The organism is Alcanivorax sp. S6407 (assembly GCF_023016115.1).
In the GTDB taxonomy this organism is placed as follows: Bacteria; Pseudomonadota; Gammaproteobacteria; order Pseudomonadales; family Alcanivoracaceae; genus Alcanivorax.
In genome coordinates this window covers 602025-625767 of the sequence record NZ_JALKBH010000004.1, presented here as the reverse complement: position 1 = coordinate 625767, position 23743 = coordinate 602025, and the positions used below count along the sequence as shown (strand labels likewise).

Sequence of the window (23743 nt, the reverse complement as noted above, 5' to 3'; positions counted from 1 at the left end):
CATAATAACCGAAAGGGACAAGTTAAGGGCTAGGAGGAAGTTAATACCCCGCTGGAGGCCAGGAGCCACGGGGGCTGTAGAGGATTATGTCTTTTTAAGACGGAAAATCCCCAGGACCCCAACAGGGAAACGATTCTAGAAGCCATAGATCAATGTGCTCCCGTCAAAGCGTACCTGCATGTTGGCATTCGGCCCGCTGCTGTCACTGATGCGGAAAGCATTGGCGACCCCCTGGGTCTGGTCACGCATGAAACCGTAATCTGTCACCGCATCCGGTCGATGGGGATTACTACCATCACTGTAGGTGGCACCCGGGTTATTGGTTTCCACTACCATGGCGCCAATGTTCAGGAAGGTCTGCATGTCCAGGTATTGTCCCGGGCCTTTCGAGGAAGGGTAACTCATCTCGATGGCGGCCAGGCTCTTTGGATTACAACCTGCAATCATGCAGGAACCATCCGCACGCTTGAATCGATCCGGATCGTGGTAGGCAGTATTACTGGCAGGGAGCGTTACCCCCTCGAAGCGGATATCGGTCAGGTTCAGATAGCCATAGAACTGCTTCATCACCAGCCAGTTGCGTTCCTTGTCGACAAACTCCATGCCCAGGCGGCAGGGACTGTAGCCATTGGTATCAGGAACACAGTGATTCCCCCTGACATGGTTATTGTCATTGGTGGCTATCACATTGTTGTGCATCTTGACGGTCAGCTGGATAGCGTTCTGCCCGGTGACAGCGCCCATTTCCGCATCATTGAGTGGTTCAAGGCTGCCTGCGCGGACCAGGGTTATCGCCATGCCAGCCAGAAGAACAATGCTCTTGGTTATTTTTGTTATCACTTTACCGCCTCCCCTAGCAGAAGGTGCTACTGCCATAACAGTTTTGCGCGCGGTGGAAATTCAGTTCCGGATTCACAATGGGAAAGCCGGGAGCTCCCAACAAGGAAACTGCATCACCAATACTGAGGCTGCCCAGTTCCATATTGTCGTTATAAACATCCACCAGTTTTGCACTGGGCGCATTCATCCACCAACCTGTATTCGCGGGTACAGCATAACCACTGGCACATCGTGGTGTTGCCTGGTTTGTCGTCGCACAGGCATCAAGCGCCACCCCCATCAAACCTGCATCCGCATACTCTTGAGTGGGACTTATCTTGCTGTAACGAGGATATGCGACCGGCTCACGCTGGAAAGAGAGAAAGAAATCACCAGTATTCTCAAATGCAAGACCATGAACGGTACGTGCATCCGCATTCAGCTGGGCGTATACATCGTTCAATCCGATGAACTCAAGGAAAGAAACAACACCATCCCCGTTCAGTTGCAGCTCAGCCGCTCTCAAACCAAGACTTTGCATACGGGTACCGGCCAGATCCACAAAGATTGAATCGCTTTGACTGGTACCACACAGATCCACTGTTGTCGTTGTTCGTCCAGTACACCCCCAGGCATCAAGAGGAACGATTCCAATCACTGCCGCCTTTACTCGCATTGAAAGAGACAGGTCTGTACCGAGGAAACCACTCACTGTATTCAATCCTGAATGACACCCGACCACTCCGCTCCCAGTAAATGCTCCGGGATTGCAGGCACTGCCAAAGCCGGTATTTTCTTCGTTGGCGACTCCTTGGTAATAACGTCTACCCGTGGCCATAAATCCATCCACAGTTGCAGCGCCAATCTTGATCCCCACGACTTCACGCATGGTTCTGGTGTCATCATTCTTGATGGCAAATTCCATATAAGGCCGATCAAGAATCACAGGACTCTGTGGCTCTCCGGGCTTGTAACCATTCCGTCCCATCATGCTCACGTAGTCGATATCAATATCGCAACCCGCATGACCGGATAGAAGGTCATTCACCCCCCCGCAACCCAGCTGAAGTTTTGTCATATTCAGATTGAGCTGCATTTCACCATCCATACCCACGCGATAAAAATTGAAGGGAGTTGAGTATGCATTGGGGTTGGCCAGTTCATCCCCCCGGACCATATCGGCAACAAAAAGGCCCTGTCCTGATACCGTTCTGAGCTCAGACTCTTCCAACTCAACCAGTCCAGATTGATTCAACGCACTGACTTTTGTCGTAGCCAAAACCAAGAACAGGGAGAGTGTTTTTATTGTTTTTTTATTCATACGTTTCCCCTTACGGGCTCCCTGCTCCGTAACTGGTAAACTTCATATAGTTCATCTGTAGACCTTCAATGCGGGAGTCGCCAATGTTCACCACATCGGTACGGATAACGGGTATCCCCGCAAGTTCAGGTCCATAACAAGGTTGAGACCAGAAAAGCCCGCACCCGGATGAACTGGTTTGGATCTCTCTTGTGTAAGGACGGCTAGCAACACCGAATGTGGTTGAGGGGTCTACTTTGCCAGCCACATATACATGCGCTGACCCTGCATCTACTGAGTAACTCCCCCCATAGCCACAACGGTAAGGGTCTCCGGTGGTTGCTGTGCAGCTATCGGACCTCGCGTAATATCGACCATTCGCGTTATAGGAATCGTCATGCAATGTCAGTCCGTTATTTCTGTTAGCGGTAACACCTCTTGGCGTATAACCATCTGCAGTACACTCTTCTCCACCTGGACAAGTGAACTGGCTATTCCCGGGACGCACATCTACTGCCGTCAAAAGATAGGCGAAGGCATCAAAGTCATCGCAGTTTGTACACTTGCGAAAGAACATTCCGTCAGTGGTGCTGTTATAGGTATTACGATCCGGGTGGGAAACAGGTGAAGCGGCACCAACACCATGCATATCCGGGCAACCTATACCACGACATGTCGTCCAGTCCCCCCAGCGGGAATAGCCATGGGTAGTGTTGTATTGGGCAAGCCAGGCTTCTGCACCCGAAAATCCATCGTATAAAGCCCCCCCATGCTGGCTAACAATATATTGTTCGTAATCCGATACGTTGGGACTTCCAATGTTGTGCAAATAGGCAAGCCGTGCAGTGATATAGCCTGCCACACCGTTTTCATAACTCGTTCCACCCAATACATAACTGCCACGAACCAGATCTTCGTCTACGGCATAGGTATAGAAATGTCGCTGTGCATTATTGAGCTGATCGTAGGGACTCGAAGAGGGGTCACGAAGGAACGGGATTTCCATAATGAAATTCCCGTCCTGGTTGGGAACGGCATCCAGTGTCAGTGCCTGATAGAAGTGCTGACCCAATGCCACATAGGCTTCCACATTCTTGAAGTGAAGCCCTTCCTGTTCATCAAATATGACAGGAACGCCAACCTCATCACTGGATGATCTGGCATCCTGGCCAGCCGAGAATCGGAAATCCCCTCGCAGGTGACTGTGATACATGATCGCGAAGGTTTCGTTACCCGGCTGGGTATGCTGGAACATACGGAACACGGACCCGGCCGCGTTGCCCTGAATCAAGGTCTGGCTTTTTAGAAATTCCCCTGCATCACCGGTGACACCCGCCGGCATATTTTGCGCCGTTAGATATTCATTCGGGGCGGTTCTTCCAGCCTCGATCTCGCCCATAAAGGCAAAGTTGTAGTAAGGCTGATTGGTCGGCGCGATATATTCGTAGACCGTCTTGTCAGGGTTATCAGGATTGGCGTTCAGCAAGGTGCCGTCGTAGTGATAACCAAGGGGAGCATAGGCACGCAGCACATAGGGATTATCAAAGGGAGCAAAATTGGCGATCTGACCGCCAAGTGGGCAGGCCAGTCCACCACTGGTACAGGCGGTACCGAAACTGCTGCCTGACTGGTCCCAATGAAACCCCACATTCCCTGCGGCACCACCGGTACCCTCGCCGATAGCGGTAATGCTCAAGCCGTACCAACGCATGTCGGCACGCTGAAAGCTGGTAGCGCCGATGGGAGCCGTGCCCATCTGCTCGTAATAACTGGTGGGTTTGGTGAGCCAGCGGAAGTCTTCAAAGCCCAGGGCAATGCCCGCACCACTGACATCGGCCATGGCGGCATCGTCCAGCTGCTCAAGGGCGGCCAGGCTGGTGGTTGGCAACAACGAGAGTCCGCCAAGCATGAGTGCTCGAAGGCTACTGCGTAATCTCCCTGTGCGGTGATGCGACTGAGTCATCCCGCCTCTCCTTATGCTTTCTCTTATTCTTATTGGTTGTCTGCCATGGGCTGCTTGCAGACTTTTTCTTTGCTTACATAGATACCGAGGGGCGCACTGATCAAACAACGATCAATGTTAAACATTTTGTATACGCAACTTTATGTTATTGATTTTAAAGGTGACTGATTAGTCACAATCCGATAAACGGGGGAGTCAGGATTGAGGCTTTCATACTCCCAGAGGGAGAATCGAGGGGATTTCTGTGTCAGGCCTCAGGCATCCAGCGTTTGGCCTGCTATTTCCCGATACAGAAGGAAGAGAAGATGCGGCCTAGCAGGTCGTCGGCGGTGAAGGCACCGGTAATTTCTTCCAGGGCTTTCTGGGCGGCGCGCAGGTCTTCGGCCAGGAGTTCGCCGGCGGCATGGCCATGCAGCTGGGCCTTGCCGTTGTCCAGCGCCCCGAGAGCCTGTTCGAGGGCGGTGATATGACGGCGGCGGGCGGAGAAGCGGCTTTGCCCCTCCCCCTGATAGCCGGCCACGGCTTTGAGATGATCGCGCAATTCAGGCAACCCCTCACCTGTCGAGGCAGACAGCACAAAGGTTCCGTTATCGGCCTGGCCTGTGGCCAATCCCGACAGATCCGCCTTGTTGAGGATCACAGTAACCGGAAGATCGAGGTTTTCCAGCTGCTGTTGACTCTGTGGTAGCAAGCTGTGGATATCTTGTGGGTCGATTCCACCTTCCCGGGAATCGACCATGACCAGCAAGCGATCGGCCTTTTTCATCTCGGCGTAGGCACGGCGGATGCCTTCTTGCTCCACCACATCACCACTTTCCCGCAGGCCGGCGGTATCGATCAGGTTGAGCGGCATACCGTCCAGCTGGATGGCTTCGCGCAGGACATCCCGGGTGGTGCCGGCAATGTCGGTGACGATGGCCGCATCGAAGCCGGCCAGGGCATTCATCAGGGAGGACTTGCCGGCATTGGGTTTGCCGGCGATCACAAGGGTCATGCCTTCGCGCACCAGTCGGCCCTGACGGGCTTCATCCAGCACTTTTTCGGCCTGTTGATAAACCGCATTCAGATCACCAGCCACCTTGCCATCGGAGAGAAAGTCGATTTCCTCTTCCGGGAAGTCGATGGCCGCCTCCACATAGATGCGCAGACCGATCAGGTCTTCCACCAGCTGGTTTACTTCATTGGAAAAGGCCCCCTGCAGGGAATGCAGGGCGGCGCGGGCAGAGGCCTCAGTCCCGGCATCGATCAGATCGGCAATGGCTTCCGCCTGGGTCAGGTCCATCTTGTCGTTGAGGAAGGCGCGCTGGGAGAATTCCCCGGCACGGGCCTGACGGGCACCGGCATCAATACAGGCCTTGACCAACAGATCGAGGATCACCGGGCCACCGTGCCCCTGCAGCTCCACCACCTCTTCCCCGGTGAAGGAATTAGGGGCCGGGAAGTATATTGCCAGCCCTTCGTCGATAACCTCACCGGCCGCATCCCGGAAGCGGGCGAAATGAGCCATACGCGGTGTCAGCTCACGATCACCGCAGATGACTTTTGCGATGGCTAATACCTGGGGCCCGGACAAGCGCACCACACCCACCCCACCCCGACCGGGTGCGGTAGCAATGGCAACAATGGTGTCCTGGCTAGTATTCGACATGGAAAAGGCAGCTACAAGCGACAAGCTTCAAGCCGCAAGGAAACCCGAAAAAGGGCTAAATGTCACGAAGTTAAAAGGCTCGCGGCGCGGGGAAAGAGTGCCTTGTGTGGCTCCCCATCCGCTCGCGCCTTGTAGCTTGCAGCTTGAAGCTTGCTACTCTCAGCCCTTCTCGATGTTCTTGGTGATCACCCACTGCTGGGCGATGGAAAGGATGTTGTTGGTCAGCCAGTACAGCACCAGGCCGGCCGGGAACCACAGCATGAACACGGAGAAGGCCACCGGCATCCACTTCATCACCTGGGCCTGCATGGGATCTGCAGGGGTCGGGTTGAGGCGGGTCTGCAGGAACATGGAAGCGCCCATCAGGATCGGCAGGACAAAGTAGGGATCCATTACTGACAGGTCATTGATCCACAGGAAGAACGGCGCCTGACGCAGTTCTACCGATTCCAGCAGTACGTAGTACAGGGAGATGAACACCGGCATCTGCACCAGCATGGGTAGACAGCCACCCAGCGGATTGATCTTCTCGCGCTGGAACAGCTTCATGGTTTCCATCTGCGCCTTCTGGCGATCGTTCTTGTGCTGCTCCTTGATGCGCTGCATCTCGGGCGCGACCTTGCGCATCTTCGCCATGGAGCGATAGCTGGTAGCACTGAGCTTGAAGAAGATGGCCTTGATGATGAAGGTCAGCAGGATAATCGCCACACCCCAGTTGACCACGCCGAAGCCCACATCGATATCCATACCGAACACGGATACCTTGCCACTCTGCAGGAACACCAGCAGGGCAAAAATGGGCTGGGCAATGAACCACAGCCAGCCATAGTCCACTGTCATGTCCAGGCCACCGGAAATGGCAGCCAGGTTGTCCTGCTGCTTGGGACCGGCGTAGAACTCGGCGTAGAGCGCTTTCTCTTCGCCCGGGGCCACAGTCACGGTGGGGCTGACGAAGCGTAGCAGGTACTGGTCACGCTTGGGCAGGTAGACACTGGAATAGTGATTACGCTGCTGCGGATCCGGAATCCAGGCCGACACGAAGTAGTGCTGAACCATGGCCAGCCAGCCGCCATTGACGGTCAGGTTGAGAGGCTCTTCCTGCATGTCGTCAAACTTGAGCTTGTTGTAGGGCTTTTCGGAATCCCAGTAGGCTGCGCCCAGGTAGGTGGGCATGGGCACAAAGCCGCCCTTGGCGGTGCCTGGATCATCACTGCCATCACGCTTGATCTGACCGTACAGTGAGCCGGACCAATCGCTCTCGCCACGGTTGCGGACAATGTGGCTGACACGCACCAGGTAGCTGCCCCGTTCGAAGGTATAGCGCTTGATGATTTCGGCGCCATTGTCCTGGGTGAGGGTAAGATCCACGTTCAGTTCATTATCACCGTCAGCCAGCGCATAGCTGTCGAGACGGGAAGACCACTGTGGGCGGCCCTTGCTGGAATCCGTACCGTTCTTGCCTACCAGACCACTCTGAGCCACATAGGTCATGTCGGAGGCCTGCTGCATCAGCACGAAGGGCTGATCCGGGGTCTCGATATGGTTGGGGTAATCCGGCAGAGCCAGTCGAACGATGTCACCACCGCGGGGATCAATCTCGATCCGCAGCACATCGGTGCTGACGGCGATGGGCCGCACTGACACAGCTGCCGTCTGGTCACTTTCTGCTGCTGGGGCGGTTACCGTCGCGGTTTCTGCCGGTGCCTCAGGTACAGTGCTGTCTTCCACCTGGGGAGCTGGCAAATCATCGCCTGGTAGCCCATTGGTTTCGGCAACCTGCTCTACCGGAGTGGGAGTGGCGGGGTTGGCATAGTCCTTCTGCCAGGCCTGAATCATCAGGTAGGAGACGACGGCAATGCCGGTGATCACGAGAGCGCGCTGGATTTCCATAAATGGCTAGTCAGTGGCGTGAAAAACGGGCCGCAGTTTCTCAAGCTTGCCGGCACTTAGCAAGCAGCTTGTCGAATAGTTGACCAAGCTGAAGGGTAACCAGAGCAGGATCCGGGTGATCCACACGGCCGCGGACCAGCAGAATAATGTCCAGGCCGGCCAGTTCCTGCTGACGCAGTCGGAACTGTTCGCGGGCACGACGTTTGACGCAGGCCCGGTCTACCGCACGCTTGGCGCGTTTGCGACCAATCACCAGACCCAATCGCGGGAGGGGCTGATCACTGGGCGTTGCCAGCAACAGAAAGGCCGCATTGCCCACCTTCCATTTGGAGTGGTCAAAGACGGTCTGATATTGGCTACCGGTAAGAAGTCGGAGTTGGCGGGTAAAGGCCTGGGAGCCGGGCACAGTTACCTCTGCCGGAGGGACGGGTAAAACGGTTGGCTTAGGCAGCCAACCGCTTACGACCCTTGGCACGACGAGCGGCCAGAATCTTGCGACCGTTCTTGGTGGCCATGCGGGCACGGAAACCGTGGGCACGCTTGCGCTTGAGTACGCTGGGCTGGAATGTACGTTTCATGTTCGCTTACCTGTGCTAGTAACAGCATTTCAGAAGGGCGGTAAGTCTAGGGAATAGGCTGATCAGTGTCAATGGGTAATCGCTGTTCAACGCCAGTAAATCTGCAGGGTTATCGGGCCATCACAACATGTTGTGGTTAACCGCGCTTACAAGCGGAATCAGAGCGTTCGTGCATATCCTATCCTTTGCGAAATCACTGATCTGTCTCTGCATGGGGAGCCGTATCGGGAAGGACAGCCTGCAGTTCAATGGTGTTCTCATCGAACGGTACGGCAAAGCTCTGATTGCGGACCAGGTTCAATTTAAAGGGAGGGGGTCATCGACTTTTCGCCTGGTATGGCCTCTCTGAAACGGCCAGTGTTAATAGAATTAAATTATTTAAGTATTTATTGATTGTATTAGTAGTTATAAGGGAAGCCGGTTTTCGTGGATAACTCATTATTCCCCTTTTATTTCAACAGGTTGAGACAATGATAACTTGCGTATGAGTATGTGTAACAGCTGGGGGGCGCGCGGGGACGGGTTGTCATTAAATGTGGGTATAACTCATCCACGCAGTTTTCCACCGGGTTGTCCCTGCCCTCCTTCACAGGGTTATGGCCCTGGTTATCCACAGGGAAGTCAAGGAAAAAAATGCCCGTGAGCCTGTGGATAGATGTGCGATTCTGAGGGTAGAATGGCTGGCTCGATTCGGGGGTTTGACCCCTCCATTCATTTCTTTTTGAGCAAGGCGGTTTTGTGTCTGAGGAGCTCTGGCAACGCTGTCTGACGCGGCTTGAGGACGAGTTGCCGTCGCAGCAGTACAACATGTGGATTCGGCCCCTTCAGGTGGCAGCTTCCGCAGATGGCGCAGAGCTGACTCTCTTTGCCCCCAATCGCTTTGTAGTGGACTGGGTGCGCGACAAGTACCTGGAGCGCATTGGCGAGGTGCTGGGCGAGATGCAGACCGGCGCCCTGCCCCATCTTCGTCTGGAGGTGGGGTCAAGCCGAACTCCCGCACCAGCCCCTGCTCCACAGCCCGTCAGCAGCGCTCCTGCGACGTCCTCTGGGCCAGTGCGTACTCCTGAGCCTGCGGAGCCACGCATGGCGGCCCCGCAGGGGGAAGTCGGTGGCGCCCGCAAGCATCGCAGTAACCTCAATACCGGATTTACCTTTGCAACCTTTGTGGAAGGCAAGTCCAACCGTATGGCGGCAGCAGCGGCCCAGCAGGTAGCCGAGAATCCGGCCAGCCATGGCTATAACCCCTTGCTGTTATATGGAGGCGTGGGCCTCGGCAAGACCCACCTGATGCATGCGGTGGGCAATGAGCTGATCCGTCGCAACCCCAATGCCAAGGTGGTCTACCTGCACAGTGAACGCTTCGTGGCGGACATGATCTCTGCGCTGCGTAACAAGACCATCAATGAGTTCAAGCGCTTCTACCGCAGTGTGGATGCGTTGCTGATTGATGATATTCAATTCTTTGCAGGAAAAGAGCAGTCCCAGGAAGAGTTTTTCCATACGTTTAATGCGTTGCTGGAGAATGGCCAGCAGATCATCCTGACCTGTGACAAGTTCCCCAAAGAAGTGGATGGTCTGGAAGAGCGCCTGAAAAGCCGCTTCGGCTGGGGCCTTTCCCAGCCCATGGAACCGCCGGAACTGGAAACCCGGGTGGCGATCCTCAAGAAGAAGGCCGAGGAGGCCAAGGTGGATCTGCCCAACGATGCGGCCTTCTTTATTGCCCAGCGAATCCGTTCTAATGTACGGGAGCTGGAAGGGGCTTTACGCCGGGTGATTGCCCATGTGAGGTTCACTGGCGCGCAGATTGATATCGGCCTGATCAAGGAAGCGCTCAAGGATCTGATCGCCCTGCAGGCGCGCCAGATCAGCATTGATAACATCCAGCGTATCGTGGCTGAGTACTACAAGATCAAGATCAATGACCTGCTGTCACCACGCCGTACTCGCTCTGTTGCGCGTCCACGCCAGGTAGCCATGGCACTGTCCAAGGAGTTGACCAGCCACTCCCTGCCAGAGATTGGTGAGAACTTTGGCGGTCGAGACCACACCACGGTGCTGCATGCCTGCCGCAAGGTGTTGGAACTGCGAGAGTCCAATCCGGAAATTGAAGAAGATTATCAGAACCTGTTACGGACGCTGACGTCCTGAGCAAGGTATAAAAGTGGAAGGGTAAGCCCCAGATAACCAGAACGGGAAAGCGCGATGAAATTCTCAATCAATAGAGAACAGCTCCTCAAGCCTCTGCAGCAGGTCGCGGCGGTGGTGGAAAAACGGCAGACACTGCCGGTGCTGTCCAACGTCCTGCTGGAAGTCGGGGACGGCCAACTTTCCATGACCGGCACCGACCTGGAGCTGGAACTGGTGGCACGCCTGGCGCTGGAAGGCGAATTACAACCGGGCGAAACCACGGTACCGGCACGCAAGCTGGTGGACATTGCCAAGAGCCTGCCGGCGGAAGCCGAGATCCGCTTCGAGGTGGATGGTGAGCGTATGCTGGTGCGTTCCGGGCGTAGCCGTTTCACCCTTTCTACCCTGCCCGCTTCGGAGTTTCCGAGCCAGGACGAAGATGCCGCTGGATCCACGCTGGATATCCAGCCCGGGGTGCTGCGTAGCCTGATCGATCGCACCGCTTTCTCTATGGCCCAGCAGGATGTTCGCTATTACCTGAACGGCATGCTGTTCGAGCTCAAGCCTGGTCGCTTGCGTGCGGTGGCTACTGATGGTCACCGCTTGGCGCTATGTGATGCAGAGCTGGAAGCGCCAGTAGAAGAAGCTTCAGTGATCCTGCCTCGCAAGGGCGTTATGGAGCTGTCTCGCATTCTGGGTGATGCCGGGGAAGCGGCACGTCTTACCATTGGCCGTAATCATGTTCGCATCGTAGTGGGTGCCATCACCTTTACCTCCAAACTGGTGGACGGCAAATTCCCGGAATACGATCGCGTGATCCCCAAGGAAGGCTCCCGTCACGTCATTGCCGATCGCGAGACCCTGCGTCAGGCGCTGGCTCGCGTGGCCATTCTTTCCAACGAGAAATACCGTGGTGTGCGGGTGCAGCTGGCAGAAGGCAGCCTGCGTATCGTGGCGAACAACCCGGAACAGGAAGAAGCGGAAGAGGAAGTGTCCGTGGACTTCAATGGGCAGCCCCTGGAAATCGGCTTCAACGTCAGCTACCTGCTGGATGTGCTTAACACCATGAACGGCACCCAGGCCGAGCTGGAACTGGGTGACAGCAATTCCAGTGCCCTGGTGTTTGATCCCGAGAGCAAGGCGGCCCTCTACGTGGTCATGCCCATGCGACTCTGATCAGCGATGATCCACAAAAAAGCCCGGCTATATGCCGGGTTTTTTTGTAGCCGCTCTGCGGCGGTGACACGCTTCACGCAACACGCTGCACGCAGAAATTCAGCTTTCTCCACCCCTCGTCCGCTTCTTCTTCCCCCAATTCCGCGATCAACTGCTAATAGCTACGAGCCAGAAGCTATGCTTTCGTTCTGTGGATAGTTTTGTGGGTAAGGTGTGTGTCGGTGTGTATGGAATGCCCGTAGTGAAAGGCGGGCAGCTGCTTTGCTCCTGCGATACAATCTGTGGATGATTTTACCTGCCTGCTCTGCCGTCGATAGGATCCGGGATTTATGCTGAGCCGTCTCCAGCTGGGGGATTTTCGCAACTACCGCCATGCCGACCTGAGCCTGTCCCCGTCTCTGAATGTGATCCTTGGTGATAACGGCAGTGGCAAGACAAGCCTTCTGGAGGCCGTGTATTTTATCGGTAGTGGTGGTCGCTCCTTTCGGGGTGGGCGCCTGTCCAGGTTGGTGAGGGATGGTGCTGACGCAGCGACTTTGTATGCTGAGGTCCAGACATCAGATCAGCTGCATCGTCTTGGGGTTCGGCGTACTCCCGGTGGGATTGATGCCTTGAAGCTGGATGGTCAGACCCCAAAGGCTCTTAGCGAGGTTGCTTCTCTTCTCCCGGTTCTTGCCCTCCACCCTACTTCTGTTGAGCTCGTTTTTGGTCCCTCTTCCTTGCGTCGCCGCTTTATGGATTGGGGGATGTTCCACGTGGAACATCAATTCATGCCTCTTTGGCGCCATGCCTCAGCTGCCTTGAAGCAACGTAATGCATTGTTGCGTACGGGGGCCATAAACCCGCGAGAATTGGGCTTTTGGGATCAGCAACTGGCCGAGACTTCTGATAGAATCGAAGGGTTACGCAGAGCCTATTTGGGCGCGTTACAGGAAGGTCTGAATCAGGTGATGGCCATTCTGTCTCCGGAACTGAAAATCCGTATCCGGTTGCAGACAGGGCTGCAGAAAGACGAAACCACGCTGGATGCGCTTCAGCGGTTACGGCAGGACGATATCCGCCGTGGATTCAGTCAGGCAGGTTTTCATCGCAGCGATATCCGAATTGCCATCGGTGATGTGGTGGCCCGGGATAGAGTGTCCCGGGGCCAGGCGAAACTGATTGCTTACGCGATGATGTTGGCTCAACTGCCTTTGATTAGTGAAGCTGGCAAGGTTTGTACCCTGCTTGTGGATGATCTGGCCGCAGAGCTGGACGAGGAACACCGTAATCGGTTGCTTGGCTATCTTGCCGGCACAGGTCACCAAACGTTGATCACAGCCCTGGATGAACCAGCCTGGGCTGCGGTGGTGAATGACAATAACGCACTACAGACGGTGGAAAGCAGAATGTTCCACGTGGAACATGGCCGGATTCGGCCGCTGACCCCAACCGGGAGTGAATAAGGAAAGAGCATGGCGGAGAAAAATTACGATTCATCCAGCATTAAGGTGCTGAAAGGGTTGGATGCCGTTCGCAAACGCCCCGGCATGTACATCGGTGACACGGATGATGGCACCGGCCTCCACCACATGGTGTTTGAGGTAGTTGATAACTCCATTGATGAGGCTCTTGCGGGCTTCTGTTCCGAGATCAAGGTGGTTATCCACCCGGATGAGTCTGTTTCTATTCAGGATAATGGCCGTGGTATTCCGACGGATATCCATGAAGAGGAAGGCGTTTCAGCCGCTGAGGTGATTCTGACTGTCCTCCATGCTGGCGGTAAGTTCGACGACAACACCTATAAGGTATCCGGTGGTCTCCACGGTGTAGGGGTGTCCGTAGTGAACGCCCTCTCAGAAGAGCTCAAGATGACGATTCGCCGTAATGGCCAGGTTCATGAGCAGGTATACCGCCATGGTGTGCCGGACAAACCCCTGGAAGTGGTGGGTAACACCGACTCCAGCGGTACCAGCATTCACTTCCGCCCCTCTGCAGAGACCTTCAGTAATATCAAGTTCCACTACGATATTCTTGCCAAGCGTCTGCGGGAGCTGAGCTTCCTGAACTCTGGCGTGCGTATTCACCTCAAGGACGAGCGCAGCGGCGAAGAGGAAGTTTTCGAGTATGAAGGTGGCTTGAGTGCTTTCGTCAGCTACCTGAACGTGAACAAAACCCCGTTGAACCAGGTCTTTCACTTCCAGTACGAGCGTGAAGAAGACGGGATTGCCGTAGAAGTGGCCATGCAGTGGAATGACTCCTATCAGGAGAGCATCTTCTGTTTTACCAACAATATCCCCCAACGGGATGGCGGTACTCACCTGGCCGGTTTCCGTGGTGCCCTCACTCGTACCCTGAACAACTATATGGAAAAGGAAGGCCTGCTCAAGAAGGAAAAGGCCAACCCATCCGGTGATGATGCCCGTGAAGGTCTCACTGCAGTGATTTCCGTGAAGGTGCCGGATCCCAAGTTCTCCAGCCAGACCAAGGACAAACTGGTGTCCTCCGAGGTGAAAGGTGCGGTAGAGCAGACCATGGGTGAACTGTTCCAGGATTACCTGCTGGAGAACCCGGGTGAGGCCAAGGCCATTACCCAGAAGATTATCGATGCCGCCCGCGCTCGTGATGCCGCCCGCAAGGCCCGCGAAATGACCCGCCGCAAAGGGGCGCTGGATATCGCTGGCCTGCCGGGAAAACTGGCGGATTGCCAGCAGAAGGATCCGGCCCAGTCAGAACTCTACATTGTGGAGGGTGATTCTGCGGGCGGTTCTGCCAAGCAGGGCCGTGACCGCAAGAACCAGGCGATCCTGCCGCTGAAGGGCAAGATCCTTAACGTGGAGAAGGCGCGTTTCGACAAGATGCTGTCTTCCCAGGAAGTAGGCACCCTGATCACGGCGCTGGGCTGTGGCATCGGTCGTGACGAATACAATGTGGAAAAGCTTCGCTACCACCGAATCATTATCATGACGGATGCGGACGTGGATGGTTCCCACATTCGTACCCTGTTGCTGACCTTCTTCTTCCGCCAGATGCCGGAACTGATTGAGCGTGGCTACATCTACATTGCCCAGCCGCCGCTCTACAAGGTCAAGAAAGGCAAGCAGGAAACCTACATCAAGGATGATCCGGCCATGGAGGAGTATCTGACGACTCTGGCGCTGGAAAAAACCGCCCTCTTCCCGGGTAATGATGCGCCGCCAATCAGTGGTGAGCCGCTGGCCAACCTGATTGCGGAATACCGCAATGTTATGAAAATTGTTGACCGCCAGTCCCGTGTCTTCCCGGAGGAAGTGCTGGAACAGATGATCTACATGCCTTCCCTGAGCGAAGACAGCCTGAAAGATCAGGCGGGCATGGAGAGCTGGTGTGAAACCCTGGGTAAGCGTGTGGACGCGATTACCGATGCGACCCAGACTTTTACCATTACAGCCGTCCAGGATGAAGAGCGCGGTCTGTTCCTGCCACGTGTGCAAGTACTCGCTCACGGTGTGCCCCGCGAATACCGGGTGACTATCGACTTCCTGCAGTCTCCGGACTACCAGAAGATCAAGGCGTTGGGTGAAACCCTGGAAGGTCTGCTCGAAGAGGATGCCTATATCCAGCGTGGCGAGTCCCAGCGACCCATTCGTCACTTTGCCGATGCTCTGGAGTGGCTGATGGTGCAGGCCCGCCGTGGTACGGCCATCCAGCGCTACAAGGGGTTGGGTGAGATGAACGCTGAGCAGCTGTGGGAAACCACCATGGACCCGGAAAGCCGCCGCATGCTGCAGGTAACCATCGAGGATGCCATTGCGGCTGACCAGATCTTTACCTGTCTGATGGGCGATGATGTGGACCCGCGTCGTCAGTTCATCGAGTCCAATGCGTTGCAGGTATCGAACCTGGATGTGTAACTAACGCACCAAGCAACACGCATCATGCTTGACGCTGAAAGGCGAAAGGCAGATTAACCACAGAGGGCACAGAGTACACAGAGGTTAGAACCTTCTCCCTCAGTAATCCTGGTGCCCTCTGTGGTAAAACGGCTTTTGATCCAGGTCTCTTGCAAGAACGCCGTTGCGTGAAAATTGGCGATGAACCAATAAAAAAGCGAACCCGATGGGTTCGCTTTTTTGTTTTGCGTGGTGCCTGTTGCGTGAAGCGTGATGCGTCTCTCGCTTATACCGCAAAATCTTCCAGCTTGGCGCCTTTGCTGAGAGCGTCCTGCAACCACAGGGGGCGCTTGCCGCGGCCGGTCCAGGTGTTGCTGCTGTTGTTCGGGTCACGGTACTTCACGGCAGCGGGCTTGCGCACGCCAGCCTTCTTCTTGGCTGCACCTTTCTTGCGGGTGGTCTTCTTCTTCTCGGTAGCACCTTTGAGCAGTTCAGAAGGATCAACGCCCAGTTCCTTGGCCATCTTTTCCAGCACTGCCTGGGCATTTTTCAGCTCAGCCTTACGCTTCTTGTCCAGAGCAGCTTCCGCTTGCTTGATCAGTTTTTCCAGTTCGTCGATGGAAAGTTCATCAAGATTGATGGTCATTACTTTGCCCTTGTGAGTAGTCGTTAAAATGCGCGAATGACTGTAGTTATTTTAACGGGGGTTGGCAATAAGAGGGTTGCTTAAAATGCTGTCAGCTACGAGCTACGAGCTACGAGCTACGAGCTACGAGCTACGAGCTACAAGCTACAAGCTACAAGCTACAAGCTACAAGCTACAAGCTACAAGCTACAAGCTACAAGCTACAAGCTACAAGCTACAAGCTACGCTTGGATTAGGAGAAACAAAAAAGTTCCCGGGTTATTCCGAAGAACCGGTAACGCCTTGCAAATCGTCGAGTTCGGCGAAATCAAACAACCTGTGCCTCCGCAGAATGGTCCAGGCTCAATTCGGCTAACAAGTTGGCTCTCCTAAAAAAACATCTCTCGCCAAGGCTCGGATCTCTTGCAGGCACGTTATTCGCTTCGCTCACCCTACGGACCGCACTTCGTGCGTTACTCCGCTGCGCTACGTTGCTACGGCGGTGCTTTTGATTTTCCTTGCAGCTTGAAGCTTGTCGCTTGCAGCTGCCTTTATTCAGAAAGCTCGCCGGGATAATTATCCCGAATCCATTCCTGTACTTCGGACGTGACCTGCTGGGCTTTCTTTCCTTCGGTGGGTATCAGTGGGCTGATGCGGACGGTGACTGTGCCGGGGTAGCGTACCCAGCTACCCTTGGGCCAGCAATCGCCACTGTTATGGCTGATGGCCACCACCGGAACGCCTGCCTGGCAGGCCAGCATGGTGCCGCCATGGTTGAATTTCCCCATGGTGCCGGGCTGTTGACGAGTGCCTTCCGGAAAGATGACGACAGGCAGGCCTTGCTGCAGGCGTTCCTTGCCCTGTTTGAGCAGGGACTTGAGCGCGGCGTTACCCTTGCTGCGGTCGATGCGGATGGGGTTGAGCAGTGCCAGCCCCCAGCCGAAGAACGGGACCCACAGCAGTTCCTTTTTCACCACAGTGGTCTGTGGACAAATCAGGGTCTGTAGGTAAAAGGTTTCCCAGCTGCTCTGGTGGTTGGCGAGGATCAGGCAGGGTTCGTCAGGCAGGTGCTCTGCCCCTTCCAGCTTGACTTCAACCCGGTTGAGGTGGCGATCCAGCCACATGGCGCAGCGGGTCCAGCCGTTGATAAAACGGTGCCGGGGTCTGAGCGGCAGAAAGGGGCCGATCAGAACACAAAGAAAACTGTAGAGAATACCGGCAAGGTTATAGAGCACGAAAAACAACGCGCTGCGCACCTTGATCGACAGCGACGGAGTATCGTGCTGCATACCTAGTCCTTCACGGTGTGATCAACAAAATCAGCAAGGGAATTGAAAATGGCCACGTCACCCAGGGAATCGGGCAGGCCCTTGTCGAGGGTCTTTTGCCCTTTACCGGTGAGTACCAGCACCGGTTGGCAGTGACGGGAAATCCCGGCTTCCAGATCCCTAAGGCTATCACCAATCAGGGTGGCACCGCTCACATCGCCATAATCGGTAACAATCTGATCAATCAGACCCGGTAAGGGTTTACGGCAGTCGCAGCCGTCATCCGGTGAATGAGGGCAGTGATAGATCCGGCCCAGCTTCCCACCCTGCTCTGCCACCAGCGCGCGCAGTCGCTCATGCATGGCATCGAGGGTGGCTTCATCATAATAACCCCGGCCGATCCCTGACTGGTTGGTGGCTACCACAACGGTATACCCCGCCTGGCTCAGGCGCGCGATGGCCTCAATGCTGCCGGGGATCGGAATCCACTCGTCAACGGACTTGATGTAGGCATCGGAGTCTTGGTTGATGACCCCGTCGCGATCGAGAATGATGAGTTTGTTCATGGTTTGTCAGTCAGGTCCGGGTTGAGTCGAGTTTAAAGTTGAAAGTTCAAAGTTGAAAAGCGCGGCAAAGGTGATAACGCTTTGAACCTCTCTGCCCGCGCCATTACCGGTGAACGCGGGCAGTGCATCCCCTTTCACGATAACGTCTAACGCGTTTCAACTTTAAACTTTGAACTTTCAACTCACACCACTTCGCCAGCTGGCTGGCTCCTACGGCGGTGTAGGGAGCGCAGGCAGCGGAGTGTATAAACAAAGGCCGCAGTAAACTGCGGCCCGGGTTTTGCGTGTTGCCTGATGCGTCTCTTATTCCTGCAACAGACTGATGTCCGCTACATTCAGGAACAGGTCACGCAGGAACGCCAGAATGGCCAGGCGGTTGTTACGCACGGCTTCGTCGTCGGCCATTACCATGACGGTGTCGAAGAAGGCATCCACCGGCTCACGCAGTTCGGCCAGCATTTCCAGAACGCCCTGGTAATCGCCCTGTTCCAGCAGCGGCTCGGACTGTTCGTAGCTGGCCACCACCAGATTGGTGAGGGTCTGTTCGGCCTCGTCTTCCAGCAGGGCACCATCAATCTCTTCCTGTGCATCGCCTTCCAGCTTGGCCAGGATATTGGATACCCGTTTGTTGGCGGCGGCCAGGGCGGCAGCTTCTTCGCGCTGCTGGAAATCGGCTACCGCTTTCACGCGGCGATCGAAATCCAGTGGCTTGCGGCAGGCATCATCGATGGCCAGTACCGACAGGATCACCGGGGTGGCAATACCCTGCTCCTGGTACATGGCGCGATAACGGCCCTTGATGAAGTCGAAGGCTTCATCTACCTGGCCAGCGTCGATGCGCTCACCCAGTTGTTGGGCAGCCTGATCGAGCAAGTCGCGCAGGTCTACCGCCAGACCATTCTCGATGATGATTCGCAGGATACCGAGGGTGGCCCGACGCAGGGCATAGGGATCCTTGGTGCCGCTGGGCTTCTGGCCGATGCCGAAGATGCCCACCAGGGTATCGATCTTGTCGGCCAGGGATACCGCCATGCCGGTCTTGCTTTGCGGCAGGGTGTCACCGGCAAAGCGCGGCAGGTACTGCTCGTAAAGTGCCTTGGCCACTTCTTCCGGCTGCCCTTCGCGTTGCGCCAGGTAGTAACCCATGATGCCCTGCATGGTGTCGAACTCGTACACCATCTCGCTGTTCAGGTCGGCCTTGCTCAGCTCGCCGGCCAGCTTGGCCTGGGCGGCATCGCCACCGATCTGTTCGGCAATGGTGGCTGCCAGGCCACCGATGCGCTGGCACTTGTCTGCCACGGTACCCAGCTGCTGCTGGAACACCACATTGGCCAGACCTTCGCCATGTTGGGCCAGGGTCTTCTTGCAATCGTTGTCGTAGAAGAAAGCCGCATCGGCCAGACGCGGACGGATCACCTTCTCGTTACCGGCGATCACCTGCTCAGCATCCTTGGACTGGATGTTGCTGATGGTAATGAACTTGGGCATCAGCTTGCCGTCGCCATCCAGCACGGAGAAGTACTTCTGGTGTTCTTCCATGGCACTGATCAGCGCCTCCTGGGGAACACGCAGGAAGTCATTGTCGAAGCTGCCGGTGAGGGCTTCTGGCCACTCTACCAGCGCGGTGACTTCATTAAGCAGATCCGGATCAATCTGGGCAACGCCACCGGCAGCTTTACCGGCGGCAATGGCCTGTTCTTCAATCATCGCCTTACGGCGGTTGAAGTCGGCGATCACGTGGCCGTCGTTTTCCATGCGTGCCAGATACTCGCCGGCATTGGCCAGTTCAATGGCGCCGGGAGCGTGGAAGCGATGGCCATAGCTGGTGCGACCGGATTGCAGATCGAGCAGCTCAAACGGAATCACGTCATCACCAAACAGCGCCACCAGCCAGTGAGCCGGGCGCACGAACTGCACCTTGCGCTTGCCCCAACGCATGCGCTTGGGGATCGGCAGTTTCTGGATGGCCTGGGCAAAGAACTCCGGTACCAGTTCCACGGTGGGCTTGCCCTGCTCGGTGATCTTCGCCACCAGACGCTCGCCCTTGCCAGTGTCCTGACGACCCAGCTGATCCACGGTCAGGCCGAGGGAGGCTGCGAAGCCCTGGGCGGCCTTGGTGGGGTTACCGTCCTTGTCGAAGGCGGCCTGCACGGCCGGACCCTGGCGTTCGATATCGCGATCGGCCTGCTTGTCATCCAGGCCACGAACCAGCACCGCAAGGCGGCGGGGAGCGGCAAAGCTTTCTACTTCACCATGATTCAGACCGGCTTCATCCAGTTGGCGGATAAATTCTTCAGTCAGCGCCGCACTCAGGTTGGGCAGTGCTTTCGGGGGCAGCTCTTCGGTACCCAGTTCAATCAGCAAATCCCGGGACATTATTTCTTCCCCTTGTTTTTTTCTGCCTGCTTGGCAGCTTTCTCATCCTGCTTTTGCAGTTCCGCTTCCACTTCCTCGCGAATGGCTTCATCGGCCATGGGAAAGCCCAGCTTGCGGCGCGCATCGAAATAAGCCTGGGCCACGGCCCGGGCCAGGGTGCGCACGCGCAGGATGAAGCGCTGGCGTTCGGTGACGGAGATGGCCTTGCGGGCATCCAGCAGGTTGAAGGTATGGGAGGCCTTCAAAACGTATTCATAGGCGGGCAGTGGCAGGCCAGCCTCGATCAGCTTGGTGGACTCGGACTCGAACAGATCGAACTGTTTGAACAGTGCTTCCACGTTGGCGTGCTCGAAGTTGAAGGTGGACATCTCCACTTCGTTCTGCAGGAACACATCCCCATAGGTGACCTTGCCGAAGGGCCCATCGGACCACACCAGGTCGTAGACCGAATCTACCCCCTGGATGTACATGGCCAGACGCTCGAGACCGTAGGTGATTTCGCCGGTCACCGGGTAACAGTCGATGCCACCCACTTGCTGGAAATAGGTGAACTGGGTGACTTCCATACCGTTCAACCACACTTCCCAGCCCAAACCCCAGGCACCCAGGGTGGGCGATTCCCAGTTGTCTTCCACAAAACGGATATCGTGGACCAGCGGATCGAAGCCGAGCATACGCAGGGAGCCGAGATACAGCTCCTGGATGTTGTCCGGAGACGGTTTCAGCACGACCTGGAACTGGTAGTAGTGCTGCAGCCGGTTGGGGTTTTCCCCGTAACGGCCGTCGGTAGGACGGCGGGAAGGCTGCACGTAGGCGCTGTTCCAGTTCTCCGGGCCGATGGCACGCAGGAAGGTGGAGGGGTGAAAAGTGCCCGCGCCCACTTCCATATCCAGAGGTTGTACGACCACGCACCCCTGCTCTGCCCAGTACTGCTGCAGGGCCAGAATCAGGCCCTGGAAAGTCATGATGTCCGTCTGCGGTTGTTCCGCCATGGTGAATCCTGTTGTTCGATTACGATTTGCCGCCAAAAAGCAGGCGCCAAGTATACCGGGCTGAGGGGGCCGGTGATACCGTATGGGCTGCCTCAGACCTGATAAGGAATGTCAGCCCATGGAACGCTGTCCCTGGTGTGGAACCGATCCGCTCTATCAGCACTACCACGACCATGAATGGGGAGTGCCGGAGTACGATGATCAGGCCCTGTTCGAGTGCCTGAATCTGGAAGGGGCCCAGGCCGGCCTGAGCTGGATCACGGTGCTGCGCAAGCGTGATCGTTACCGGCAAGTGTTCGATGGTTTTGATGCGCAAGCGATTGCGCGTTACGACGAGGCCAAGGTGGCGGAATTACTGGCGGATCCGGGCATTATCCGTAACCGCCTGAAGGTAAGGGCCACCATCGGCAATGCCCGTGCCTACCTTGAGTTACAGGAAGAAGGGCTCAGTTTTGCCGAATATCTATGGAATTTCGTGGATGGAAAGCCACAGATCAACCACTTTTCCAGCATGAAACAGGTGCCTGCCGCCACTCCCCAGGCCGAGGCCATGAGCAAGGCGTTGAAAAAACGCGGCTTCAAGTTCGTTGGCCCCACCATCGTCTACGCCTTCATGCAGGCCACCGGCATGGTCAACGATCACCTCACCAGCTGCCCAAGGCACAAAGCATTGAGTTGAAAGTTCAACGTTTGAAGGCGAGCGGAGCTGAGCCACCAGAGAGGCCGTGCTCGCGACCCCCGGTAAGGGCGTGGGTAACTGGATTTGAATCAGATGATGCCCTTCGATTTGGACTCAATACTCATTCCTCCACGTCGATTCATCATACCGCCAGCGTCTTGTTAACAACCATTGGTCATGGATTGGCCAAAGTTGGTATAGCCCTTGCTCTGTATTTTCTCAGGAGAGTTGCAGGAATAGACAGGATGTCTAAAGGGTGCAAAGACATGAATAACAGCAAACCCATCGCCATTATCAAGACGGGATCCACCTATCCGCAGATCAGCAATCACTATGGCGATTTTGAAGAATGGATTTCACGGGGCCTGGGTGGCTCGGCTCCGATCTGGGTGATCAATGCTCCGCAGGGGGATGCCATGCCGGACCCCTCGGAACTGGCAGGTGTCGTGATTACCGGCTCCCATGCCATGGTGACAGAGCATGCCAGCTGGATGACAGTAGTGATGCGGTGGCTTTATCGCACGATTCACCAGCAGCCTTCATTACCGGTGCTGGGACTGTGCTTTGGGCACCAGTTACTGGCCGAGGCACTGGGCGGTGAAGTGGCCGATAACCCCATGGGAATTGAAGTGGGAACCGTGGCATTGCGCCTGACCCAGGCCGGACACCAGGACGCCCTGTTAAGTGCCATGGAGAATCATCCGTGGGCACAAGTGGTGCATAAACAGTCAGTGCTCACTCCGCCTCCTGGTGCCGCGGTACTGGCCAGTAATGTGCACGATGCCTGTCAGGCGTTCCGCTATGGTGACTGTGTATGGGGGGTGCAATTCCACCCTGAATTCAGTGCCGACGTGATGCGTGCCTATCTTCAGGCACTCAGCGGCGACAGCCTTACCCAACAGCAGGTGGATACCTACCTGCAGGATGTATGCGAGTGCGATGATGCCAGCAGTATCCTGGCGAGTTTTGCGCGCTTGATCCTGCCGCAGGTGGCTTGAGAGCAGGAGCAAGCTACAAGCTTCAAGCTGCAACACGGGAAAGTTCATCGTGTTCGGAAATGACCTCGCCGCGCACCTCGTCCGGGTGCGCGGGCAAAGCGGCCTGATTCATGACGATACTTGCCGCGTTGTAGCTTGCTTCTTATTCCGCCGGCTGGGTGCTTGAGCCGAATACCGCACCGATCAGGGCGCTGCCCTGTTGCATGGGGTTGTTGCGGATCAGGGTTTCCTGCTCGCCGATGCGGGTGTAAAGCTCATCCATGCTGTTGTCGATGACGTAGCTTTCCAGGTTCAGGTTGGGCTTGTCAGTGAGTGGTAACTTATCGTACGCAGCAAGGAATGTCTGATACTGGTCATAAAAACCGGTCTGCTTCAGGCTGTCCTGAACGATCGGCTGGAAGCGCTGACGCAGGCTGCTTTCCGTCTCGCCCCGGAAGTAGCTGGTGGCCGCGGTATCGCCACCCTGAATGATGCCCAGGGCATCGTCCACACTCATGGCATTGATGGCATTCTTGAAGACGGGCGCCCCGGCAGCCACGGCTTTCTCCGCGCCCCGGTTCATGGCCGTTTCCACCTTGTCCACATAGCTGCCAAAGCCGAACTGGCGCAGGGTATTGGCAACCGGTTGCGCGGCTTCCGGCAACTTCAGGTTCATGGCCCCTTCCTGGGAGAGCTGGGCGGCAGCGGCATCAGTGCCCTTGATCAGCGCTTCCTTGATCCCGGCAGCGAGCTTCTCATCGGTGTTGTAGCCAGCACTCTTGGCCATGTCGTTACCCATGCTCACCCAGGGCATCACGGCTTCCATGTTCTGACAGCCAGCAAGCAAAAGGCCCAGTGACAGAGGGACAATCGGCAGAAGTTTCTTCACAGCGTTCTCCTTGTTTTGG

19 protein-coding genes are annotated in these 23743 nt (G+C 56.1%); 6 read left to right on the top strand and 13 right to left on the bottom strand.

Annotation, left to right across the window (positions count from 1 at the left end; all coding sequences use genetic code 11):
• Positions 1-135: 135 nt before the first annotated feature.
• From MWU49_RS12560 to rpmH, 7 genes are all read right to left on the bottom strand, one after another.
• Positions 136-840 (bottom strand): hypothetical protein, encoded by a 705-nt coding sequence (locus MWU49_RS12560; protein WP_246972874.1) that lies wholly within the window; start codon positions 838-840, stop codon positions 136-138.
• Between the two features lie 13 nt (positions 841-853).
• Positions 854-2140, bottom strand: a complete 1287-nt coding sequence (locus MWU49_RS12555; protein ID WP_246972867.1) for a hypothetical protein — start codon at positions 2138-2140, stop codon at positions 854-856.
• Between the two features lie 10 nt (positions 2141-2150).
• On the bottom strand, positions 2151-4082 hold the full coding sequence (locus tag MWU49_RS12550) for a hypothetical protein (protein ID WP_246972864.1): 1932 nt from the start codon (positions 4080-4082) through the stop codon (positions 2151-2153).
• A gap of 277 nt (positions 4083-4359) precedes the next feature.
• Positions 4360-5730, bottom strand: a complete 1371-nt coding sequence (mnmE, locus tag MWU49_RS12545; protein WP_246972862.1) for a tRNA uridine-5-carboxymethylaminomethyl(34) synthesis GTPase MnmE — start codon at positions 5728-5730, stop codon at positions 4360-4362.
• A gap of 159 nt (positions 5731-5889) precedes the next feature.
• Entirely contained in the window at positions 5890-7620 is a 1731-nt protein-coding gene (gene yidC / locus MWU49_RS12540) for a membrane protein insertase YidC (RefSeq protein WP_246972860.1), read from the bottom strand.
• 40 nt (positions 7621-7660) lie between these two features.
• A complete protein-coding gene (rnpA, locus tag MWU49_RS12535) occupies positions 7661-8026 on the bottom strand; it encodes a ribonuclease P protein component (RefSeq protein WP_246972858.1) in 366 nt (121 codons plus the stop codon).
• Positions 8027-8063: 37 nt separating this feature from the next.
• Entirely contained in the window at positions 8064-8198 is a 135-nt protein-coding gene (rpmH, locus tag MWU49_RS12530; protein WP_011590025.1) for a 50S ribosomal protein L34, read from the bottom strand.
• A 738-nt stretch (positions 8199-8936) separates the two neighbouring features.
• On the opposite strand from rpmH, the gene dnaA reads away from it, so the two are divergent.
• The 4 genes from dnaA (at position 8937) to gyrB (ending at position 15373) form a co-directional block, all read left to right on the top strand.
• Positions 8937-10346 carry a chromosomal replication initiator protein DnaA gene (dnaA, locus tag MWU49_RS12525; RefSeq protein WP_246972855.1) on the top strand — a complete coding sequence of 470 codons (1410 nt, stop codon included), beginning with the start codon at positions 8937-8939 and terminating at the stop codon, positions 10344-10346.
• Between the two features lie 54 nt (positions 10347-10400).
• Positions 10401-11501 carry a DNA polymerase III subunit beta gene (dnaN, locus tag MWU49_RS12520; protein ID WP_246972851.1) on the top strand — a complete coding sequence of 367 codons (1101 nt, stop codon included), beginning with the start codon at positions 10401-10403 and terminating at the stop codon, positions 11499-11501.
• Positions 11502-11830: 329 nt separating this feature from the next.
• Positions 11831-12946, top strand: coding sequence for a DNA replication/repair protein RecF (gene recF / locus MWU49_RS12515; protein WP_246972849.1), 1116 nt, complete (start codon positions 11831-11833; stop codon positions 12944-12946).
• Positions 12947-12955: 9 nt separating this feature from the next.
• Positions 12956-15373 (top strand): DNA topoisomerase (ATP-hydrolyzing) subunit B, encoded by a 2418-nt coding sequence (gyrB, locus tag MWU49_RS12510; RefSeq protein WP_246972847.1) that lies wholly within the window; start codon positions 12956-12958, stop codon positions 15371-15373.
• Positions 15374-15638: 265 nt separating this feature from the next.
• Here gyrB and MWU49_RS12505 read toward each other — a convergent pair whose 3' ends face one another.
• The 5 genes from MWU49_RS12505 to glyQ all read right to left on the bottom strand — a co-directional run bounded on the left by MWU49_RS12505 (position 15639) and on the right by glyQ (position 21179).
• Entirely contained in the window at positions 15639-15998 is a 360-nt protein-coding gene (locus MWU49_RS12505; protein WP_246972845.1) for an H-NS histone family protein, read from the bottom strand.
• 530 nt (positions 15999-16528) lie between these two features.
• Positions 16529-17266 carry a lysophospholipid acyltransferase family protein gene (locus tag MWU49_RS12500; RefSeq protein ID WP_246972844.1) on the bottom strand — a complete coding sequence of 246 codons (738 nt, stop codon included), beginning with the start codon at positions 17264-17266 and terminating at the stop codon, positions 16529-16531.
• Between the two features lie 2 nt (positions 17267-17268).
• Entirely contained in the window at positions 17269-17811 is a 543-nt protein-coding gene (gene gmhB / locus MWU49_RS12495; RefSeq protein ID WP_246972843.1) for a D-glycero-beta-D-manno-heptose 1,7-bisphosphate 7-phosphatase, read from the bottom strand.
• Positions 17812-18114: 303 nt separating this feature from the next.
• Complete coding sequence (gene glyS, locus MWU49_RS12490; RefSeq protein WP_246972841.1) at positions 18115-20187, bottom strand: glycine--tRNA ligase subunit beta; 2073 nt, start codon at positions 20185-20187, stop codon at positions 18115-18117.
• A complete protein-coding gene (gene glyQ / locus MWU49_RS12485) occupies positions 20187-21179 on the bottom strand; it encodes a glycine--tRNA ligase subunit alpha (protein WP_246972839.1) in 993 nt (330 codons plus the stop codon). The genes glyS and glyQ overlap by 1 nt, the downstream gene beginning before the upstream one ends.
• A 118-nt stretch (positions 21180-21297) precedes the next feature.
• On the opposite strand from glyQ, the gene MWU49_RS12480 reads away from it, so the two are divergent.
• Complete coding sequence (locus MWU49_RS12480; RefSeq protein ID WP_246972837.1) at positions 21298-21858, top strand: DNA-3-methyladenine glycosylase I; 561 nt, start codon at positions 21298-21300, stop codon at positions 21856-21858.
• 266 nt (positions 21859-22124) lie between these two features.
• A complete protein-coding gene (locus MWU49_RS12475; protein ID WP_246972835.1) occupies positions 22125-22856 on the top strand; it encodes a glutamine amidotransferase in 732 nt (243 codons plus the stop codon).
• A gap of 142 nt (positions 22857-22998) precedes the next feature.
• Here the strand turns inward: MWU49_RS12475 and MWU49_RS12470 are convergent, their stop codons facing one another.
• Complete coding sequence (locus MWU49_RS12470) at positions 22999-23724, bottom strand: DUF4197 domain-containing protein (RefSeq protein ID WP_246972833.1); 726 nt, start codon at positions 23722-23724, stop codon at positions 22999-23001.
• Positions 23725-23743 lie beyond the last annotated feature (19 nt).